General features: G+C 61.9%; 17 protein-coding genes. 9 read left to right on the top strand and 8 right to left on the bottom strand.

What is annotated here, in order from left to right; all coding sequences use genetic code 11:
• Positions 1-102: 102 nt before the first annotated feature.
• Positions 103-1,449: a tRNA (N6-isopentenyl adenosine(37)-C2)-methylthiotransferase MiaB gene (miaB, locus tag L1073_RS16010; protein WP_246900941.1), complete on the bottom strand. Its 1,347-nt coding sequence runs from the start codon at positions 1,447-1,449 to the stop codon at positions 103-105.
• Between the two features lie 521 nt (positions 1,450-1,970).
• Here miaB and L1073_RS16005 point away from each other — a divergent pair.
• Together L1073_RS16005 and tmpT are read left to right on the top strand one after the other, a co-directional pair.
• Complete coding sequence (locus L1073_RS16005) at positions 1,971-2,567, top strand: TIGR04211 family SH3 domain-containing protein (protein ID WP_246900938.1); 597 nt, start codon at positions 1,971-1,973, stop codon at positions 2,565-2,567.
• Between the two features lie 56 nt (positions 2,568-2,623).
• Positions 2,624-3,265 (top strand): thiopurine S-methyltransferase, encoded by a 642-nt coding sequence (gene tmpT / locus L1073_RS16000; RefSeq protein WP_246900936.1) that lies wholly within the window; start codon positions 2,624-2,626, stop codon positions 3,263-3,265.
• A 24-nt stretch (positions 3,266-3,289) separates the two neighbouring features.
• On the opposite strand, the gene L1073_RS15995 is transcribed toward tmpT, so the two are convergent.
• Positions 3,290-3,844 (bottom strand): YajG family lipoprotein, encoded by a 555-nt coding sequence (locus L1073_RS15995; RefSeq protein WP_246900928.1) that lies wholly within the window; start codon positions 3,842-3,844, stop codon positions 3,290-3,292.
• Between the two features lie 173 nt (positions 3,845-4,017).
• Positions 4,018-5,751 (bottom strand): gamma-glutamyltransferase, encoded by a 1,734-nt coding sequence (gene ggt, locus L1073_RS15990; protein WP_246900922.1) that lies wholly within the window; start codon positions 5,749-5,751, stop codon positions 4,018-4,020.
• 185 nt (positions 5,752-5,936) lie between these two features.
• Between ggt and rpe the strand changes: the two genes are divergently transcribed.
• Both rpe and L1073_RS15980 read left to right on the top strand, forming a co-directional pair.
• On the top strand, positions 5,937-6,623 hold the full coding sequence (gene rpe / locus L1073_RS15985; RefSeq protein ID WP_246900920.1) for a ribulose-phosphate 3-epimerase: 687 nt from the start codon (positions 5,937-5,939) through the stop codon (positions 6,621-6,623).
• A gap of 12 nt (positions 6,624-6,635) precedes the next feature.
• Complete coding sequence (locus L1073_RS15980; protein ID WP_246900918.1) at positions 6,636-6,935, top strand: GIY-YIG nuclease family protein; 300 nt, start codon at positions 6,636-6,638, stop codon at positions 6,933-6,935.
• 7 nt (positions 6,936-6,942) lie between these two features.
• Here the strand turns inward: L1073_RS15980 and L1073_RS15975 are convergent, their stop codons facing one another.
• Together L1073_RS15975 and L1073_RS15970 are read right to left on the bottom strand one after the other, a co-directional pair.
• Entirely contained in the window at positions 6,943-8,592 is a 1,650-nt protein-coding gene (locus L1073_RS15975; RefSeq protein WP_246900916.1) for a dihydroxyacetone kinase subunit DhaK, read from the bottom strand.
• Positions 8,593-8,647: 55 nt separating this feature from the next.
• On the bottom strand, positions 8,648-9,946 hold the full coding sequence (locus L1073_RS15970; protein WP_246900915.1) for an NAD(P)/FAD-dependent oxidoreductase: 1,299 nt from the start codon (positions 9,944-9,946) through the stop codon (positions 8,648-8,650).
• Positions 9,947-10,212: 266 nt separating this feature from the next.
• On the opposite strand from L1073_RS15970, the gene L1073_RS15965 reads away from it, so the two are divergent.
• Together L1073_RS15965 and trpE are read left to right on the top strand one after the other, a co-directional pair.
• Positions 10,213-10,884, top strand: coding sequence for a phosphoglycolate phosphatase (locus L1073_RS15965; protein WP_246900914.1), 672 nt, complete (start codon positions 10,213-10,215; stop codon positions 10,882-10,884).
• Positions 10,885-11,110: 226 nt separating this feature from the next.
• Positions 11,111-12,598: an anthranilate synthase component I gene (trpE, locus tag L1073_RS15960; protein ID WP_246900978.1), complete on the top strand. Its 1,488-nt coding sequence runs from the start codon at positions 11,111-11,113 to the stop codon at positions 12,596-12,598.
• A 61-nt stretch (positions 12,599-12,659) separates the two neighbouring features.
• Here the strand turns inward: trpE and L1073_RS15955 are convergent, their stop codons facing one another.
• Complete coding sequence (locus tag L1073_RS15955; protein ID WP_246900912.1) at positions 12,660-12,800, bottom strand: hypothetical protein; 141 nt, start codon at positions 12,798-12,800, stop codon at positions 12,660-12,662.
• A 362-nt stretch (positions 12,801-13,162) separates the two neighbouring features.
• On the opposite strand from L1073_RS15955, the gene L1073_RS15950 reads away from it, so the two are divergent.
• From L1073_RS15950 to trpC, 3 genes are read left to right on the top strand one after another with little or no spacing between them, the layout of a single operon-like run.
• Positions 13,163-13,750, top strand: coding sequence for an anthranilate synthase component II (locus tag L1073_RS15950; protein WP_246900911.1), 588 nt, complete (start codon positions 13,163-13,165; stop codon positions 13,748-13,750).
• A gap of 15 nt (positions 13,751-13,765) precedes the next feature.
• Positions 13,766-14,797 (top strand): anthranilate phosphoribosyltransferase, encoded by a 1,032-nt coding sequence (gene trpD / locus L1073_RS15945; RefSeq protein WP_246900909.1) that lies wholly within the window; start codon positions 13,766-13,768, stop codon positions 14,795-14,797.
• Positions 14,797-15,609, top strand: coding sequence for an indole-3-glycerol phosphate synthase TrpC (gene trpC, locus L1073_RS15940; RefSeq protein ID WP_246900908.1), 813 nt, complete (start codon positions 14,797-14,799; stop codon positions 15,607-15,609). Before trpD ends, trpC begins: the two co-directional genes overlap by 1 nt.
• Positions 15,610-15,693: 84 nt before the next feature.
• Here the strand turns inward: trpC and L1073_RS15935 are convergent, their stop codons facing one another.
• Positions 15,694-17,493, bottom strand: coding sequence for a cation:proton antiporter (locus L1073_RS15935; RefSeq protein WP_246900906.1), 1,800 nt, complete (start codon positions 17,491-17,493; stop codon positions 15,694-15,696).
• Positions 17,494-17,646: 153 nt separating this feature from the next.
• A complete protein-coding gene (locus L1073_RS15930) occupies positions 17,647-17,847 on the bottom strand; it encodes a DUF2905 domain-containing protein (protein ID WP_246900899.1) in 201 nt (66 codons plus the stop codon).
• Positions 17,848-17,849 lie beyond the last annotated feature (2 nt).

Genomic DNA, 17,849 nt, shown 5'->3' with positions numbered 1-17,849 from the left:
GGGTTGGAAGTGTAATTTCAGCTTAGCGCCCCGGACAACGCCGGGGCAATGATCCCGCGCAAGGATTCGTCAAACCAGCAGACAAAGACCGCTGGCAGCGTCTCAATAGCGCGCCGGGGAGGCCAGATCGCCACGCAGGGAGTTGGGCAGTGCCTCGGTGATCTCGACATCGACGAAATAACCGATGAGTTCGGTCGGGTTGGGCGCGCGGAAGTTGACGACCCGGTTGTTCTCGGTGCGACCGGAGAGCTGGCCGGGATCCTTGGGCGAGAACCCGGTGACCAGGATGCGCTCGGTCTGGCCGACCATGCGCCGTGAAATCTGCATGGTCTGCTGGTTGAGGCGTTCCTGCAGGATCGCCAGACGCTGTTTCTTGGTCGCTTCCGGCGTTTCGTCTTCGAGGTTTGCGGCCGGGGTGCCCGGGCGCGGGGAATAGACGAAGCTGAACGAGGCGTCGTAACCGATGCGCTGGATCAGATCCATGGTATTCATGAAGTCTTCTTCGGTCTCGCCGGGGAAGCCGATGATGAAATCCGAGGAGAAGCTGATGTCCGGACGCAGTGCGCGAATACGCTCCAGCTTGTCGACGTATTCCTCGACGGTATGGCCGCGCTTCATGGCTGCCAGGATACGATCCGACCCGGCCTGCACGGGCAGGTGCAGATGGCTGACCAGCTCCGGAATCTCGCCGTAGGCCTCGATCAGGCTATCGGAGAACTCCACCGGGTGCGAGGTGGTGAAGCGGATGCGGTCGATGCCTTCCACGGCGGCGACGCAGCCGATCAGCTCGGCGAGGTCGATTTCATCGCCCAACTGGTTCTCGCCGCGATAGGCGTTGACGTTCTGGCCCAGCAGGTTGATCTCGCGCACGCCTTGATCGGCGAGGTGGATGACTTCTTCCATCACCGGCTCGAAGGGCCGCGAGACTTCTTCGCCACGGGTGTAGGGCACCACGCAGAACGTACAGTACTTCGAGCAGCCTTCCATGATCGAGACGAACGCGGTGGCGCCGTCTGCCGTGGGCTTGGGCAAGTGGTCGAACTTCTCGATCTCGGGAAAAGTGACATCGACCATCGAGATGGTTTCCGCCCCTTTGCCCGAGTCGAGCATGCTCGGCAACCGATGCATGGTCTGCGGCCCGAAGACCATATCCACATGCGGAGCGCGCTTCTGAATATTGTCGCCTTCCTGGCTGGCTACGCAGCCCCCGACGCCGATCACGAGATCGGGATTGGCGGCCTTGAGTTTCTTCCAGCGCCCGAGCTGGTGGAAGACCTTTTCCTGGGCCTTCTCACGGATCGAGCAGGTATTGAGCAGGATGACATCGGCCTCCCGCTCGTCGTCGGTCAGCTCGAGTGCATGCGATTCGCCGAGTAGATCCGCCATGCGTGCGGAGTCGTACTCGTTCATCTGGCAGCCATGGGTCTTGATGAAGAGTTTCTTCGCCATACCGATCCGGTCGGTGCGTCGAGCGCCCGACATATGTCCGTGATTGGTGAGTAAAAGCGTGGCCTTGAAGCGCGGGCCTGCTGCTTGTTCAGGATGAGACGGGATATTATACGGATTGACGGCACCGTGGGCCAGCCTTGCGCCTGTGCCGAATCGTCCGCGATGATGCCGAGGCTGTGATACGCTAGCGTTTCTCGCGAGAGGTGCCTCGTGGAGGTGCCCTGCAGACAGTCAATAGCGACTCAGGATTGCGAAATTTTCGTGTCCGATGCGCTGGTTATCGCGCGACGATGAGTGGTTAAAAATTGCACGATTTGTTGCTATTACAGACATTGCGGTGGTCTCGCTGCCGTCAAGGTCCGGTTTTCCCAAGACTTATCCACAGAATGTGTGGATGGTCGCCTACCGAGTCGCGACAGGAGGTCCTCTCGGCTGGGCGATACAACGCGTGGAGCAGTACGTACTCGTGAGCCGTTCGTCATTCATGAAGAAGCCACGTTATGTCTAGAATCAAACCTCTGATGCTGAGCTTGGTCCTCGGGGCCTGCGCTTTCAACGCTCATGCACAAGACGATGGGCAGCACTGGGTCTCGGACAAGTTGCCGACCTATGTACGTAGCGGCCCCACCGAGGGCTATCGTATCGTCGGGACACTCGAGAGCGGCGACCCCGTGACGCTGCTCGAACGCCAGGGCGACTATAGCCGCGTCCGTGGCGATGATGGTGATGCCGTCTGGATTCCCAGCCGTTACCTGCAGGACTCGCCGAGTGCCAGCTCGCGCTTGCCCGAGTTGCAAACGCGTGTGGATGAGTTGACCTCGAAGCTCGACGGTATCAATGAAGAATGGGAGCAGCGCGTGGAGGGTATGACCACGAAGCTGGACAACAGAGCCGAGCGTATCGAGGAACTGGAATCGCGTAATGCCGAATTGGACAGTGCTTACAGTGACGCCCAGGAAACCACGCGTGAGCTTGAGGCACGGCTCGATACGCAGGAACAGGACCTCTTGATGCGTTATTTCACCTACGGTGCTGCCGTGGCTGGCGCCGGCTTGCTGGTGGGCTTGATCGTGCCGCACCTCCCGCGTCGGCGTAAGCGCCGGAGTGGATGGTTTTGATGACGTGTCGTAGACGTGTGAACGATAGAAGATGGAAAGAGGGGCGTTAACGACATATGGCGACGGATGAGTGGCTGGCGCGCTGGGAGGAAGGCCGGATCGGGTTTCATCGGTCGGCGCCGCATGATGCCTTGATGCGCCACTGGCCGTCACTCGGGGCGGAGCCCGGCGGCAAGGTGCTGGTGCCTCTGTGTGGCAAGAGCCTGGATATGCGTTGGCTGGCCGAGCAGGGACATCCCGTGCTCGGCCTGGAGCTCTCGTCGTTGGCCATCGAGCAGTTCATGGCCGAAAGCGAGGCGCCGATATCACGCTATACGCAGGGTGCTTTCTCGTGCTGTCGTCAGGGCTGCATCGAGCTCTGGTGTGGCGATTTCTTTCATTTCCATACCGCCCAGGCCGAGGAGTTGTCGGCGTTCTACGATCGCGCGGCGCTGATCGCGTTGCCCGAGGCCACGCGGCAACGTTATGCCTTTCACCTGGCGCAATTATTGTTGCCCGGTACGCGAGGCTTGTTGATCAGCCTGATGGATATGCACTCACCGGAGGGTGGCCCGCCGTATTCGGTGGCCGATGACGAAGTCGAGCGTTTGTTCGCGGCGAATTTTGAACTCACGCATCTGGAAACGCGGCCACCGGATGATTCGGGCAAGCAGGAAAGCGTGTGGTCGCTGATACGGCGTGGGCCGCGACCGGCGTAATCGCTGTCGCGGCGCTGGCGCGCGTCAATTCTTGAGTTGGCGGGAAAGCTCGGGATCGCTGAAGGCGCGCCGCAAGGCGCTGCTCAGCAGATCGCTGACCATGCGGTTGTTGGAATCCCAGTCGGGCTTGATGGCGAAGCTCTGCTTGCGCTTGGCCGTATAGGTGCCGGTATAGGTACCGCCGTCGTTGGCGACCTGGGCACGCAATACCGCCTGTAGCTGCGCGGCGTCGAGTAGTGGCGCATCGGCCTCGACGTGAGCGTAACTGAGATCGGCGAGCGTCAACGTCAATGTCGCGTTGGCGCTACCGTCCTCGACGGGTGAAAAGCCCATGCGACGTAATGCTGTTTCCGCCTGCGTCTGTAGCTTGGGAATGACGTCATGCGCGGGGACGCGGATCGTCGATGTCGCCGCAGGTGAGCCTGAGCGTGTGCCCAGCACGTCGCTGCGGCGACCGTCCACGACGTCGAGAGCGATTTCCTGCCCGTTCCCCGTTTGAGGAAGATCCGTCCCGATATCGGGTTTGACCTGAAGCATCTGGGGGCTCTGGGCGCAGCCGATCATGAGCAGTGGCGTCATGAGTAGCGCGACGAGGGCGAACGCGGGACGTTTTGTGACGGGAATGAACCGGCGCATACGCATTGTGTGTCCTGGAAGAGAGTGAAAACAGGTAGCCGAAGTCCGGCTGCGAGTATAGCGATCCTCGCAAGCGTGAACGAACCCCTTTTTGCCCCGACCCCCTGCGTCTTTATTTACAGCCCCAATGCGGAAGATGTCGAACGCCTTGGGTCGGCGGCGCCGCCGTAATAGTGCCCGTTTTCGATCAGCACGGACTGCGCGGCCCCCATGGCGGCTTGTTGTGAGACCGTATGACCCATGGACTCGAGCAGCCCGATGGTGTCTGGGCTGATGCCTTCTTCGATGCGGATCTCGTCGGGCAGCCACTGGTGATGGATGCGTGGCACGCTCACGGCGCTTTGCACGTTCATGTCGTGATCGATGACGTTCATGACCACCTGCAGCGTCGTAGTGATGATGCGTGAGCCGCCGGGGCTACCGGTGATCAGGACGTTCTTGCCCTCTTTCTTGACGATGGTGGGCGTCATCGACGACAGCATGCGCTTGTTGGGCTCGACCTTGTTGGCCTCGCCGCCGATCAAGCCATAGGCATTGGGTGTGCCCGGTTTGGCGGAGAAGTCGTCCATTTCATTGTTGAGCAGGAAGCCCGCGCCCTCGACGACGATGCCCGAGCCATAGCTGAAGTTGAGGGTGTAGGTGTTGGACACGGCGAGGCCGTTGTCGTCGGCGATCGAGAAGTGCGTGGTTTCGTTGGACTCGTAAGGCAGTGGATCGCCCGCCGCAATGGTATCGCTGGGCGTGGCGCGCCCCAGGTCGATCTGCTCGCGCAGGTCGTTGGCGTAGGTCTTGGAGGTGATGCCCTCGAGCGGAACATCGACAAAGTCGGTATCGCCCAGATACTCGGCGCGGTCGGCATAGGCGCGCTTCATGACCTCGCTCATGACGTGCAGCGTGCGGGCGGAATTGAAACCCATCTCGCCGATATCGTAGCCCTCGAGGATGTTGAGCATCTGCACGATATGTGCGCCACCGCTGGACGGCGGGCTCATGGCGTAGACGTCGTAGCCGCGATAGGTCCCATGCACCGGCTCGCGAATCGTCGGTTGGTAGGCAGCCAGATCCTCGGCCGTCATCAGCCCGTCGTGTTTTTCCATTTCCTGGGCGATGAGTTCGGCAGTCTTGCCCTCATAGAACTCGCGCGGGCCTTGGGCCGCGATGCGCTTGAGCGTTGCCGCGAGGTCCGGCTGGCGGAATGTTTCGCCGGCAGCATAAAGGCTGCCATCTTCCTTATAGAACACGGCGCGTGAGGCATCCCATTGGCCCAGGCGTTCGCGTGCGTCGCGCAAGCCATTGGCGAAACGCGGCGGTATCTCGAAGCCTTCTTCGGCGAGTCGAATGGCGGGGGCCAGGGCCTCGGCGAGGCTGAGGGTGCCGTATTGCTCCAGCGCCAAGGCCAGGCCGGCGACGGTTCCCGGGACGCCGGAGGCGTTGTGGGTATCGCGCGAAAGCTCGGAGACCGCCTCGCCTTGATCGTTCTGGAACATCGTCTCATAGGCCGCCCCAGGCGCCTTCTCGCGATAATCGATGGCGATGACCTTGTCGCTTTTTTCATCCGAAATCAGCATGAAACCGCCGCCACCGATATTGCCGGAGCGTGGCTGTGTGACGGCCAGCGCGAATCCTGCGGTGACCGCTGCATCGACCGCGTTGCCACCGTCTTGCATGACGTCGCGGGCGATCTTCGAAGCCAGATAATGACTGGTGGCCGCCATGCCGTGTTGGCCTTCCTGGGGATGGAAACGCTCGCCTTCGAGAATCGCCTGCTCGGCACTGGCGGCAAGCGGCAGGGTGGCGAGTACCGCGCACAGTGCCAGACGTCGTCCATGGCGCAAGATAAATCGAATCATGCCGGGCCTCTCGAGAGTGGGGCGGTAATACGACGCCGCGTTTTTATAAAGGATTGCTTTACTATCGAAGGCGTCGCCTGAATATGCAAGGTCGTCGTGATCGAGCCGATCCACGTGCCTGTTTTTCCGTCCGGCATTCGCTAGAATGAAGTCTTCATTTCCAGCCGACAGCACCTTTATTGCTTATGCCCGACTTCAAGATTGCACCTTCGATCCTATCCGCCGATTTCGCTCGTCTCGGTCAGGAAACGGAGGATGTGTTGGCATCCGGCGCGGATATCGTGCACTTCGATGTCATGGACAATCATTACGTCCCCAACCTCACCATCGGTCCGATGGTGTGCAAGGCCCTGCGTGACCATGGCATCACCGCGCCTATCGATGCGCATTTGATGGTCAAGCCGGTGGACCGGCTGATCGGGGATTTCATCGAGGCAGGGGCGAGCTATGTCACCTTTCATCCCGAGGCCAGTGAACACATCGATCGTTCCCTGCAGTTGATCCGTGATGGCGGCTGCAAGGCCGGCCTGGTCTTCAATCCCGCTACGCCGCTGCATTACCTCGACTACGTCATGGACAAGCTCGACATGGTGCTGCTGATGAGCGTCAATCCCGGCTTCGGCGGGCAATCCTTCATCCCCGGCACGCTCGACAAGCTGCGCGAGGTGCGCCAACGCATCGATGCCAGCGGTCGCGACATTCGTCTGGAAGTCGACGGTGGCGTCAAGGTCGACAATATCGCCGAGATCGCGCGGGCCGGGGCGGATACCTTCGTCGCCGGGTCGGCGATATTCAAGGCTCGCGACGAGGCGGATCCACACCGTTACGACAGCGTCATGCAGGCCTTCCGCGACGCTTTGGCACAGCGTTGAGTCAGTTGCCTCATGGCCGATGACGAGCGCGCCGCCCAGGCGCAGTCCTGGTATCTCTACCTGATCGAAACGGCGGCGGGCGCGCTGTATACCGGGGTGACGACCGATGTGACGCGGCGTTTCCGCGAACATTGCGACGGCAAGCGTGGCGCGCGGGCCTTGCGTGGCAAGGGGCCATTGGCCTTGCGCCACTCGGAATACGTGGGCAGCCATGGCGAGGCGCTGCGTCGCGAAGCCGCGCTCAAGAAACTCAGCCCCGCCGCCAAGCGTGCCTGGCTGGCGGCACGCCGGGACGAGGCGTCGTCGTCATAGGTCGTCGTTATAGGCAGCGGGCCAGCGTTTCGAAGACCCGCGCAACGGCTTCAGCGCCAGGATCGACGACACCTTCCAATGCACTGTCGGGCACATAGGCGGCGCGTCCCGCCCGGGCGCGGGAAAGCGTCGCCGTGTGCTCTGCGCCTTGACGTGCCGCCTGGGCCGCGTCGGTGAGCGAGGCGTCTTTCTGGAGTGCCTGAAGCGCGGGAATCAAGGCGTCCAGCAGGGTGCGGTCGCCGAGCCGGGCGCCGCCATAGGTCTGCATGCGCTCGACCCCTCGCCAGAGACTGTCGATCAGGCCGCGCTGTTCGAGGGCGGTCGCCGTGGCGGTAAACAGAATCGACAGCAATACCCCGCTCGAGCCACCCATGCCGGTAGCCAGACATTGTCCCAGGCCTGCGAACAACCGCTCGGGGTGTGCGGTATCCAGGCGGCCCGCTGTCAATGCCAGCTCGATGGCATCGGCCCCTTCCACCAGGCTGCTACCGGCATCGCCGTCGCCGCTGCGAGCGTCCAGCCCGTCGAGATCGTCACGCGCGTCGCGCAACACGCTTAACACTTGCGTGAGCGCCGCCGTGAGATGCGTCGCCTGGGGTGCATCGTCTTGCAGTGCCTCGCCCTGGGTGGCAAGGCGGGGCGTGAACGTGTCCGGCGGACGCACGTCTCTGACGCCGGGCCAGGCGGGCGCATCAGTGGGCGCTTGCAAGGCCTTGCGCATGGCGTCGTCGGCGGCCATCAGCGTCACCGAGAAGCCGTGCATGTCCAGCGAGGTCATCAAGGGCGCGGGGCCGATAAGCTGGGGCAGTTGTATCGGGCCGAGGTTATCGATCAAGCTGCCGCTCAGCACCCCCATCTCCTGGGTCGAACAACCGCCGAGATTGTTGAGCAGAGCAAGCCAGCCGTCGGTGTGACCGCGCTCATCGAGAGCGTCTGCGAGGGGCGCAACGACGTGGTTCATAGCGTCGCGCGCGCTATCCGGTGCGATATGCTGGACGCCCGGCTCGTTGTGAATGCCCAATCCTAGCTCGGGGCTTCGGTCGGGACGCGTTTGGCCCGGCAGGGTGGCCGGCGTGAGCGCCATGCCCATCGAGGCCATGCGCTCGCATGCGTGTTGAGCGAGCGCTTGGATGTCGTCCAGTGTGTCTTGCTGCTGTGCGTGATAGCCGGCGATCTTGTGAATCAGCAAAGTACCGGCAAGGCCGCGTGGCTGTGGTGTATCGGGCAGGGAGATATCGTCGGCGACGATGACCATGGCGACTTTGAGACCTTCGCGACGCGCATGTTCGGCGGCCAGTCCGAAGTTGAGCCGGTCCCCGGTGTAGTTCTTGACTACCAGCAGGCAGCCGGCCGGCCCGCAGACTTCGCGAATGGCGGCGAGCACGGCATTCATGCTGGGCGAGGCGAACAGGCTGCCGGATATCACCCCGGTCAACATACCCTCGCCGATGAAGCCGGCATGCGCGGGTTCGTGCCCTGCGCCACCGCCGGAGAGTACCGCGACCTGCCGTTGGCCGTGCGTGTCGCGGTCCCAGTCGCGGCGAATCAGAATGCGGACGCCGCTTTGCGGCTCGGCAATACGCAAGGGGGCGAGGTGGCCGGCGGCGTAGAGAACGTCGACGACGACGTGTGAGGCGTCATTGAAAAAATGCTGCATGAACGGGCTCCATGATCGAGCGATAGGGTCTCTCGATCATGGTGGCCTCGCTGTATCAGTGCAACTTCATGCGTGGGCGGATATAGCGGTTGAGGCCGTCGACGACGACGGTCATACCGGTTTTGAACACGCCATGAATCGCCAACTGGTGCATGCGGTAGAGCGAGGCATAGAACAGCTTGGCCAGGCGCCCTTCGATGAACAGGCTGCGTGCCGAGGTGCCTCGCATCAGGCTGCCCACGGCATCGAAATGGGCTAGCGAGATCAACGAGCCACGGTCGCGAAAGACGAAGGGCTTGAGGGGCTTGTCGTCCATGGCCGCGCGCAGGTTGCGATACAGCAGGGTAGCCTGCTGGTGGGCCGCTTGCGCACGCGGCGGCACGCGCGTGTCGTCGGGTTGGGGGCAGGCGGCACAATCGCCGAAAGCGAAGATACGCTCGTCGTCGAGGCCCTGCAGCGTCTGGTTTACCTTGAGCTGATGATTGCGCTCGGTGGCAAGGCCCAGCTCGGAGAGAAACGCCGGTGCGCGAATACCCGCCGCCCAGACGTTCAGGTCGGTGGCGATGCGTTCCTCACTGGCGGTGACGAAGCCGTGCTCGTCGGCACAGGTGACGCGGGTATCGACGTGGACCTGCACGCCGAGCTTTTCCAGCTCCTGATGCACGGCCTGGCTGATGCGTTCGGGGAGTGCCGGCAGAATGCGTGGTGCCGCCTCGATCAGGTGGATCTCCAGCTTGCCGCTATCCATGGCGGTGAAGCCGTAGCTGTGCAGCATCTTTGAAGCACCGATCAATTCCGCGGCGAGCTCGACGCCGGTGGCGCCGGCCCCTACCAGGCCCACGCTCAACTTGGGATGCGTCCGGCGTTCGGGGTCGCTGTAACGCAAGAAGGTGTTGAGCATGTTCTGGCGGAAGTGTTCGGCTTGCCCAGGGCTGTCGATGAAATGGCAGTGCTTGGCGACGCCGGGGGTGCCGAAGTCGTTGGAGACACTGCCCAGCGCCATGACCAGATAGTCGTAGTCGATCGTGCGCGCGGGAAGGATCACGACGCCGTCGTCGTCGATGATCGGCGCCAACGTGATGGTGCGGTTGTCACGATCGAGATTGCTCAGCGTGCCGCGTTGGAAGCGGTAACCATGGGACTTGGAATGGCCTTGATAGGAGACTTCATCGAGGCTGGAGTCGAGCACGCCCGTGGCCACTTCGTGCAGCAGGGGTTTCCAGATGTGGGTCGCGTTGCGGTCGACGAGCACGATCTCGGCGCGTTGGCGCTTGCCGAGCTTGCGCCCCAGGCGAGTCACCAGTTCGAGGCCGCCGGCGCCGCCACCGACCACCACGATGCGGGGTGTGGACATACAGACTCCTGGAAAAGAAACGTTGAAAGGGGACGAAAAAAGGGTCGCCAGGGTCGGGGCATCGCGATGGGTCAGCCAAGACGCAAGCAAGATGGCAATGACTTGCGTGTCGTGCCGGGAGGGCGATGGCGCCTGGTGTCGGCGACGTCTGCGTATAGAATAACGCTGTTCGCGTATCAAGAACACCGTAGGGTGCGCGCGATGCCGAGTTTTTGCGTAATATTACATGCATTGTGATAGGCGCTTTCTGGTTCAAGGAGACGAATATGCCGTCCAGCGCGATGCATCCCGCCCTCAAGGGCATTCGGTTGGTGGTCTTCGATCTCGACGGGACCCTGATCGATTCCGTGCCGGATCTCGCCGCGGCGCTCGATGGCGCGCTTGGCGAGCTGAGATTGCCGGAAGCCGGCGAGGCAGCGGTGAGAGACTGGGTCGGCAACGGTTCTCGCAAACTCGTCGAGCGAGCGCTTTATGCCGTCGACGCGCAAGATAGAGACCTCGATGAGGTGCATGAGGCCTTCTTACGGCACTACCGGCAGGCGCCATGCCGATTGACGCAGGTCTATCCCGGCGTTCGCGAAGCGCTCGAAGCGCTTGCTACGCGTGGTGTGGCAATAGGGTTGATCACCAACAAGCCGACGGCGTTCATCGTCCCGATACTGGAGTGTCTAGAGCTTTCACGGTACTTCGCGCTGACGCTGGGCGGCGATGCATTGTCCACCCGGAAACCCGATCCGGCCCCGCTGCTGCATCTAGCGGATCGGCTCGAGGTTGCGCCGAGTGCATGCCTGATGGTGGGGGACTCACGCCACGACGTTGAGGCCGGCCGGCGGGCGGGTTTTCGCACATTGGCGGTGCCATACGGGTACAATCACGGCAAACCGGTGGCCGCGAGCGAGCCGGATGTCATGGTTGAATCGCTGGGGGAACTCGTTTAGTGTTTTCGAGACTGGCGTCTATTACGCTAAGCCTTTGATAATCATCTGCTATAACGGATAGCGTTTAATGGTTCTGAATGCTCCCTCATTGCGTAGAGCCCATGCGTTGATGCGCGAAGTCAAACGCTGGCGATGGTGATGCTTGCCGACCCGTCCGAGTGTCGGCCCCATGCGGAAGTGCGAATTCGTCACGACGTAGACTCTCACCAAAGGAATGCAGGGCATGATGACCCCCGAACGCTTCACCGAGCTGGCGCAGGCCGGCTATAACCGCATCCCCGTGACTCGCGAAGTGCTCGCGGATCTCGATACGCCGCTCTCTACTTATCTCAAGCTGGCCGATGCGCCCTGGACCTTCCTGCTCGAGTCCGTGCAGGGTGGTGAGAAATGGGGGCGCTATTCGATCATCGGCTTGCCGAGTCGCGAGCGCATCGAAGTGCGCGGCCAGGTGGTGCGTCATATTGCCGACGGCGAAGTTCTCGGTGTTACCGAAGTCGATGATCCGTTGGCGTGGATCGAGCAGTTCCAGGCGCGCTTCAAGGTGCCTCAGGTCGACGATCAACCGCGTTTTGACGGCGGCTTGGTCGGCTATTTCGGGCATGACACCATCCGTTATATCGAACCGCGCCTGCGGGGCGTGGAAAAGCCCGATCCTATCGGGGTGCCGGACATCCTGCTGATGGTCTGCGATGAGCTGGTGGTTTTCGACAATCTTTCCGGGCGTCTGACGCTGTGGACGCACGCCGATCCCGATGTGACGGATGCCTACCTGCGTGCCCTGGAGCGTCTCGAAGCACTGGAAATGAAGCTGCGCAGCGCCACGCTCAATACCGTCAGCCCCGGCACCGGCGGACCGGCGGTGGAAGAAGGGGACTTTACCTCCGGGTTTACCGAGGCGGGCTTCAAGGACGCGGTCGAGAAGATCAAGGAATACGTGCTGGCCGGCGATGTCATGCAATGCGTGCCCTCGCAGCGCATGACGATCCCGTATCGCGCGGCGCCGTTGGATTTGTATCGCGCGCTACGCAGCCTCAACCCGTCGCCCTATATGTTCTTCTTCAACCTCGACGATCATCATGTCGTCGGCTCGTCGCCGGAGATCCTCACGCGCCTGGAAGACGGCGAGGTCACGGTGCGTCCCATCGCCGGCACGCGGGTGCGCGGCCAAAGCGAAGCGGAAGACAAGGCACTGGAAGATGAACTGCTTGCCGACCCCAAAGAGATCGCCGAGCACTTGATGTTGATCGATCTGGGTCGCAACGATGTGGGGCGCATCAGTGAAACCGGCTCGATCGAGGTCACCGACAACATGGCCATCGAGCGCTACTCACACGTCATGCATATCGTCTCCCACGTGACCGGCAAGCTGAAGCCCGGCATGTCGGCACTCGACGTGCTGCGCGCCACCTTTCCCGCCGGCACGCTTTCCGGGGCGCCCAAGTTTCGCGCCTTGCAGATTCTCGACGAGCTAGAGCCCGTCAAGCGCGGGGTATACGGCGGGGCAGTCGGCTATCTTTCCTGGCACGGCAACATGGATACCGCCATCGCCATTCGCACGGCGGTCATCAAGGATGGCCAGTTGCATGTGCAGGCCGGCGCGGGAATCGTCGCCGACTCGGTACCTGAGCAGGAGTGGCAGGAAACCCTCAACAAGGGCCGCGCGCTTTTCCGCGCGGTGGCGATGGCCGAGCGTGGCCTCGATAACCTGGGGTGAGGTTGCTGAACAAGGGCGAGAACGGCGCTGCGCGATGACGTAGCGCCGTGCAAGGACACGTTCAGCGAGAAGGCGAGTTTTTGGACGACTTCTTGCGATTCTGATATTTCTCGGCCATCTGCTTGGCCGTTTGCTTTGCCTTCTCGCGGTTCTCGGGCTTGCGGAACCAGTTGGCAATGGCTGCGCCTATCATGCGTTTCATTGGTGCCTCCTGCGGATATAAAACCGTTCATCAGTATTGCCTCTGAGTATAGATCTGGCGTCGAGGCCATGCGAGGTCAAGTCTGTACGGCTATGTGGCTTTCAGCTTGATTGACATTTCCTCACTGCAAACGGCACTATTCAAGACATGACTATCGACTCGACCTACAGCTTGATTCAGTGGTGGCGCTTCTGAGCGAAGGGCGGCACGCTGACGATACAAAAATGCCGCCGTGTGGGCGGCTTTTTTGTGTCTACTGTCCCTGCACGGCTGGCCACTCATTAAGACCGACCTGGGTAATATTCTAGGTAACAAATCGCGGCGAAAAATGTTTATGCCATTAGAAACAGGAATTTAAAGCCATGTCCGTGCTGATGATCGATAACTACGACAGCTTTACCTACAACGTCGTGCAATATCTAGCGGAGTTGGGGGCCGAGGTTGTCACCTACCGTAACGACGCTATCACTCTCGAGGAGATCGAGCGCTTGGCGCCGAGTCATCTGGTGATCTCGCCGGGGCCGTGCACGCCCAACGAGGCGGGCATTTCGCTTGAGGCCGTGCGCTATTTCGCGGGCAAGTTGCCGATCCTCGGCATCTGTCTGGGGCACCAGGCCATCGGCCAGGTCTTCGGTGGCGAGGTGGTGCGGGCACCGCAGGTGATGCACGGCAAGACCTCGCGGGTCGAGCACGATGGTCGCGGCGTGTTCGATGGCCTGGTCAATCCGCTCGAGGTGACGCGCTATCATTCGCTAGTGGTGGCCGAGCAGGGGCTGCCGGAGTGTCTCGAGATCTCGGCTCGCGTCGTGGCCGATGACGTCACGCCCGGCTTGATCATGGGCATGCGCCACAAGACACTGGATATCGAGGGCGTGCAGTTCCATCCCGAATCGATCATGACCCGCCAGGGCCACGAGCTGCTGGCCAATTTTCTGAAACGCCGCGCGTAAATCGAGGAGCGAAACATGCAGATGCGAGAAGCCATCGGCGCGGTGATGCGTCATCGCCACCTGAGCTTCGACGACACCCATGCGGTGATGAAAGCGATCATGACCGGCGAGGCCAGCGATGCCCAGATCGGCGGCTTTCTGATCGGCCTGGCGATGAAGGGCGAGACCGCCGACGAGATCACGGCGGCCGCGCAGGTGATGCGTGAATTGATGCTGCCCGTCGAGATTGACCGCACCCACCTGGTGGATATCGTCGGCACGGGGGGCGATGGTGCCAACCTGTTCAACGTCTCGACCGCCGCCAGCTTCGTGGTCGCCGCCGCCGGCGGGCGTGTCGCCAAGCACGGCAACCGTAGCGTGTCGTCGTCTTCCGGGAGTGCCGACCTGTTCGACGTGGCGGGCATTTCGCTGGAACTGCCGCCGAACGAGGTGGCGCGCTGCATTCAGGAAGTCGGAGTCGGCTTCATGTTCGCGCCCATGCATCACCAGGCCATGCGTCATGCCATCGGCCCGCGTCGCGAGATGGGCGTGCGCACCGTGTTCAACATCCTCGGGCCACTGACCAACCCCGCCAATACGCCGAATCAGCTATTGGGCGTCTACGATCCCGCGTTGCTGACGATCATGGCGGAAGCCCTGAAGCGACTCGGCAGTGAGCATGTGCTGGTCGTCAACGCCGAGGACGGTCTGGACGAGATTTCCCTGGCCGCGCCGACGCGTGTCGCCGAGTTGCAGGACGGCGAGATCCGCGAATACACCATCGTGCCGGAGGATTTCGGCATCGAGCGCCAGTCGCTGGCGCCGCTGAAGGTGGTGACCGCCGAGGATAGTCTCAAGCTGGTCAAGGCCGCGCTCGTGGGCGAAAGCCCGGCGGCGGATATCGTGGCGCTGAATGCGGGGGCGGCGCTTTATGCTGCCGGCGTGGCGGACACGTTGAAAGAGGGCGTGCTCCTGGCGCAGGATGCCCAAGGCTCCAAGCTTCCGCTGGAGAAGATGAAAGAGCTCGCGGATTTCACGCGCATTCTGGCCCATAAGGACGACCGCTGATGAGCCACGAACACGACACCGGCCTGCCGACGATTCTGGCCAAGATCCTGGCGCGCAAGGACGACGAGATTCGCGAGCGTCGCGCGCGCTTGAGCGAAGCACAGCTTCTGGAGCAGGCAGGCCAGCAAGACGCGCCGCGTGGCTTCGTCGCCGCGCTCGAGCGTGGCATTGCGGCGGGCGATCCGGCGGTGATCGCCGAGGTCAAGAAGGCGTCGCCTTCCAAGGGCGTGATCCGTGAGGACTTCCAGCCGGACCAGATCGCCAAGTCTTATGCCGAGGCCGGGGCCAGTTGCCTCTCGGTGCTGACCGACGCCGATTTTTTCCAGGGCCACGAGCGTGACTTGCAGGCGGCGCGCGAGGCCTGCGCATTGCCTGTGATTCGCAAGGATTTCATCGTCGATACCTATCAGGTCAGCGAGGCGCGCGCCATCGGCGCGGATTGCATCCTGCTGATCGTCGCGGCACTCGACGACGCCCGCCTGAAAGCCTTGCATCAACAAGCCCATGAGCTGGGCATGGACGTGCTGGTGGAAGTTCATGACGCCCATGAGTTGGAGCGTGCGTTGGCGCTGGACGTGACGTTGGTAGGGATCAATAACCGGGATTTGCATACCTTCGAGACATCGCTGACGACGACTTTCGAGCTACTGCCGCGAATTCCGTCGCATGTCACCGTCGTCACCGAGTCGGGTATTCATACGCGTGACGATGTCGAGCATATGCGCGAGCACGATGTGAATGCCTTCCTGGTCGGCGAAGCTTTCATGCGTGAGGAAGACCCGGGGAGTGCGTTGCGCCGCTTGTTCTTCTAGACGTGCGATACAGATCACGCCGTTCACCATCGGGCCGCCTTGTGCGGCCCGATGGCGTTGTGGGCATTCAGAATTGTGGGACGTTCAGAATTCGGGCGAGTCGGGGTAGACCAGGCTGATCAGAGTGTCCCCGGCACGCGGGGTGAGCGGCGTCCTGTCGTTGGCAACCCGAATACGGCCGTTGGGGCCGATGCAGAACAGGGGCAACAAGCGGTTGCGGTGTGCTTGACGGTAGTCTTTGATGCCGAAGTTGGCGCTCAGCTTGGCCTTGCGGATCTCGCCGCCACGATAGACCACGCTCGAGAGCTGGGCATAGGTCACGTCTTCGCCGAAGACCATGGGCAGGTGGTCCAGCGCCTGTTCCTGATGGCGGTGAGCGTGCTTGCTGTTGCCTGCTGCGAGACGAAAGACCTTGCCGTGCCCCAGTATATGTTCGAAATGCAGGATTGCCAGGTTGTTCAGTTCGCGATAGGGCGACAGCGGCAGCAGATGGCCGATGCCGGTCAACTCGAGATGCTGCGTGGCATGCTCGGAGAGCGGGTTGCCGTAGTAGACGGGCAACCCAGCCATGCGTGCTTCTTGTACGGCGTCCCAACTGTTGTCGGTCAGGCGCACTGTGAAACCGGATTCCTCCAAGGCCTTGGCGATGGTGCGCGCCACTGGATTGGCGCCGATGATCAGGAAGCCGGTGGGCGGTGGTTCGCTGACCTTCAATGCCAGTGCAATGGGGCGTGACAGCAGGCTTTGCACCACGACGGTACTGATGATGACCAGGAAGGTCACCGGCACCAGCATTTCCGCGCCCGGCATGTTCAGGTCCTCGAGCTTGAGGGCGAACAGCGATGCCACGGCAGCGGCGACGATACCGCGCGGCGAGAGCCACGCCAGCAGCGCTTTCTCTCGCCAGTTGAGGCGAGTGCCCAGGGTGCAGACCCACACCGCCAGAGGGCGGGCCACGCCTACCAGGATGAGCAGGAACGCCCAGGCGGGCCAGGAAAGTTGTGCCAGTTGATCGACGGTCAAGCGTGCGGCGAGCAGGATGAAAAGCCCCGAGATCAACAGCAACGAGAGCGTTTCCTTGAACTCGATGATCTGTTGCGTGGGTACCCCGCGCATATTGGCCAGCCACACGCCCATCACCGTTACCGTCAACAGCCCGGATTCATGAAAGAGCATGTTGGAAAGCGTGAACAGCGACAGCATGGCCATCAGCGTGCCGAAGCTGTGCAAGCGCTGAGGCAGCCAGTGGTGACGCAGCACGCACCCCCATAGATAACCGCCGAGGCCACCGAGCCCGAAACCGATCAGCGCCGTCTTGGCGAACAGCACCAAGGCGTGGGTAGCGGCGCCGTTGGACGCGCCCAGGGCGACGTATTCGTACACCAGCACGGCGCCGATGGCACCCACCGGATCGATCAGGATGCCTTCCCAGCGCAGGATCTGCGAAAGATGCTCGCGGGCGCGCAGCGTCTGCAACATGGGCAGTACCACCGTGGGCCCCGTCACTACCAGTAAGGCTCCCAGGACGCTGGCCATTTCCCACGACAGGCCTAGCGTATAGCGTGCCGCGACGATAGCGATGATGCCGGTGACCAGTGCCCCCCAGGTGACCAGCCGGCGTACGATATGGCCATGACCGCGCAGGTCGCCGAAGTCGAGCGTCAGGCTGCCTTCGAACAGGATCACTGCGACGGCCAGTGAGACGAGCGGAAACAACAGGTCGCCGAGCAGCGCGTCGGGCTGGAGCAGACCGGTGACGGGGCCCATGACGATACCCACGATCAAAAGCGGCAGGATCGCCGGCAATTTGAGACGCCAGGCCAGCCATTGGCAGATCAGCGCGAGCAGGCCGATCAATGTCAGGTCGACGGCAGCGTGCTCCATGGTCGCGCTCCTTGGGGTGAACGAAAGCGCGAAGCCTAGCGTTGCCTCACGCTAGTTGCAATGCATGGCAAGCGTTATTGATGAATGTGTCGACATCGTGACGGGATGCCCCGTTATGGTATGTCTCGCTGCACCGTTTTGATGTATGTCGATTCAGCGATTGAACAGCCACAACAGGGCCGATACGACCACGCTGACTAGGATCATGGTGGTGATCGGAAAATAGAAGGCGAAGCCTTCACGCTTGATGGCGATATCGCCGGGCAGATGCCCGAGCGGCAGCTTTGAAAGCCAGGGCCACAACAAGCCGATGACTACGATGGCCAGGCCGATGAAGATGAGAGTTCGGGACATGT

The sequence above is a fragment of the Chromohalobacter nigrandesensis genome, assembly GCF_023061285.1.
In the GTDB taxonomy this organism is placed as follows: Bacteria; Pseudomonadota; Gammaproteobacteria; order Pseudomonadales; family Halomonadaceae; genus Chromohalobacter; species Chromohalobacter nigrandesensis.
The sequence above is the reverse complement of the archived record's forward strand: the minus strand, read 5'-3'. Positions and strand labels throughout refer to the sequence as shown.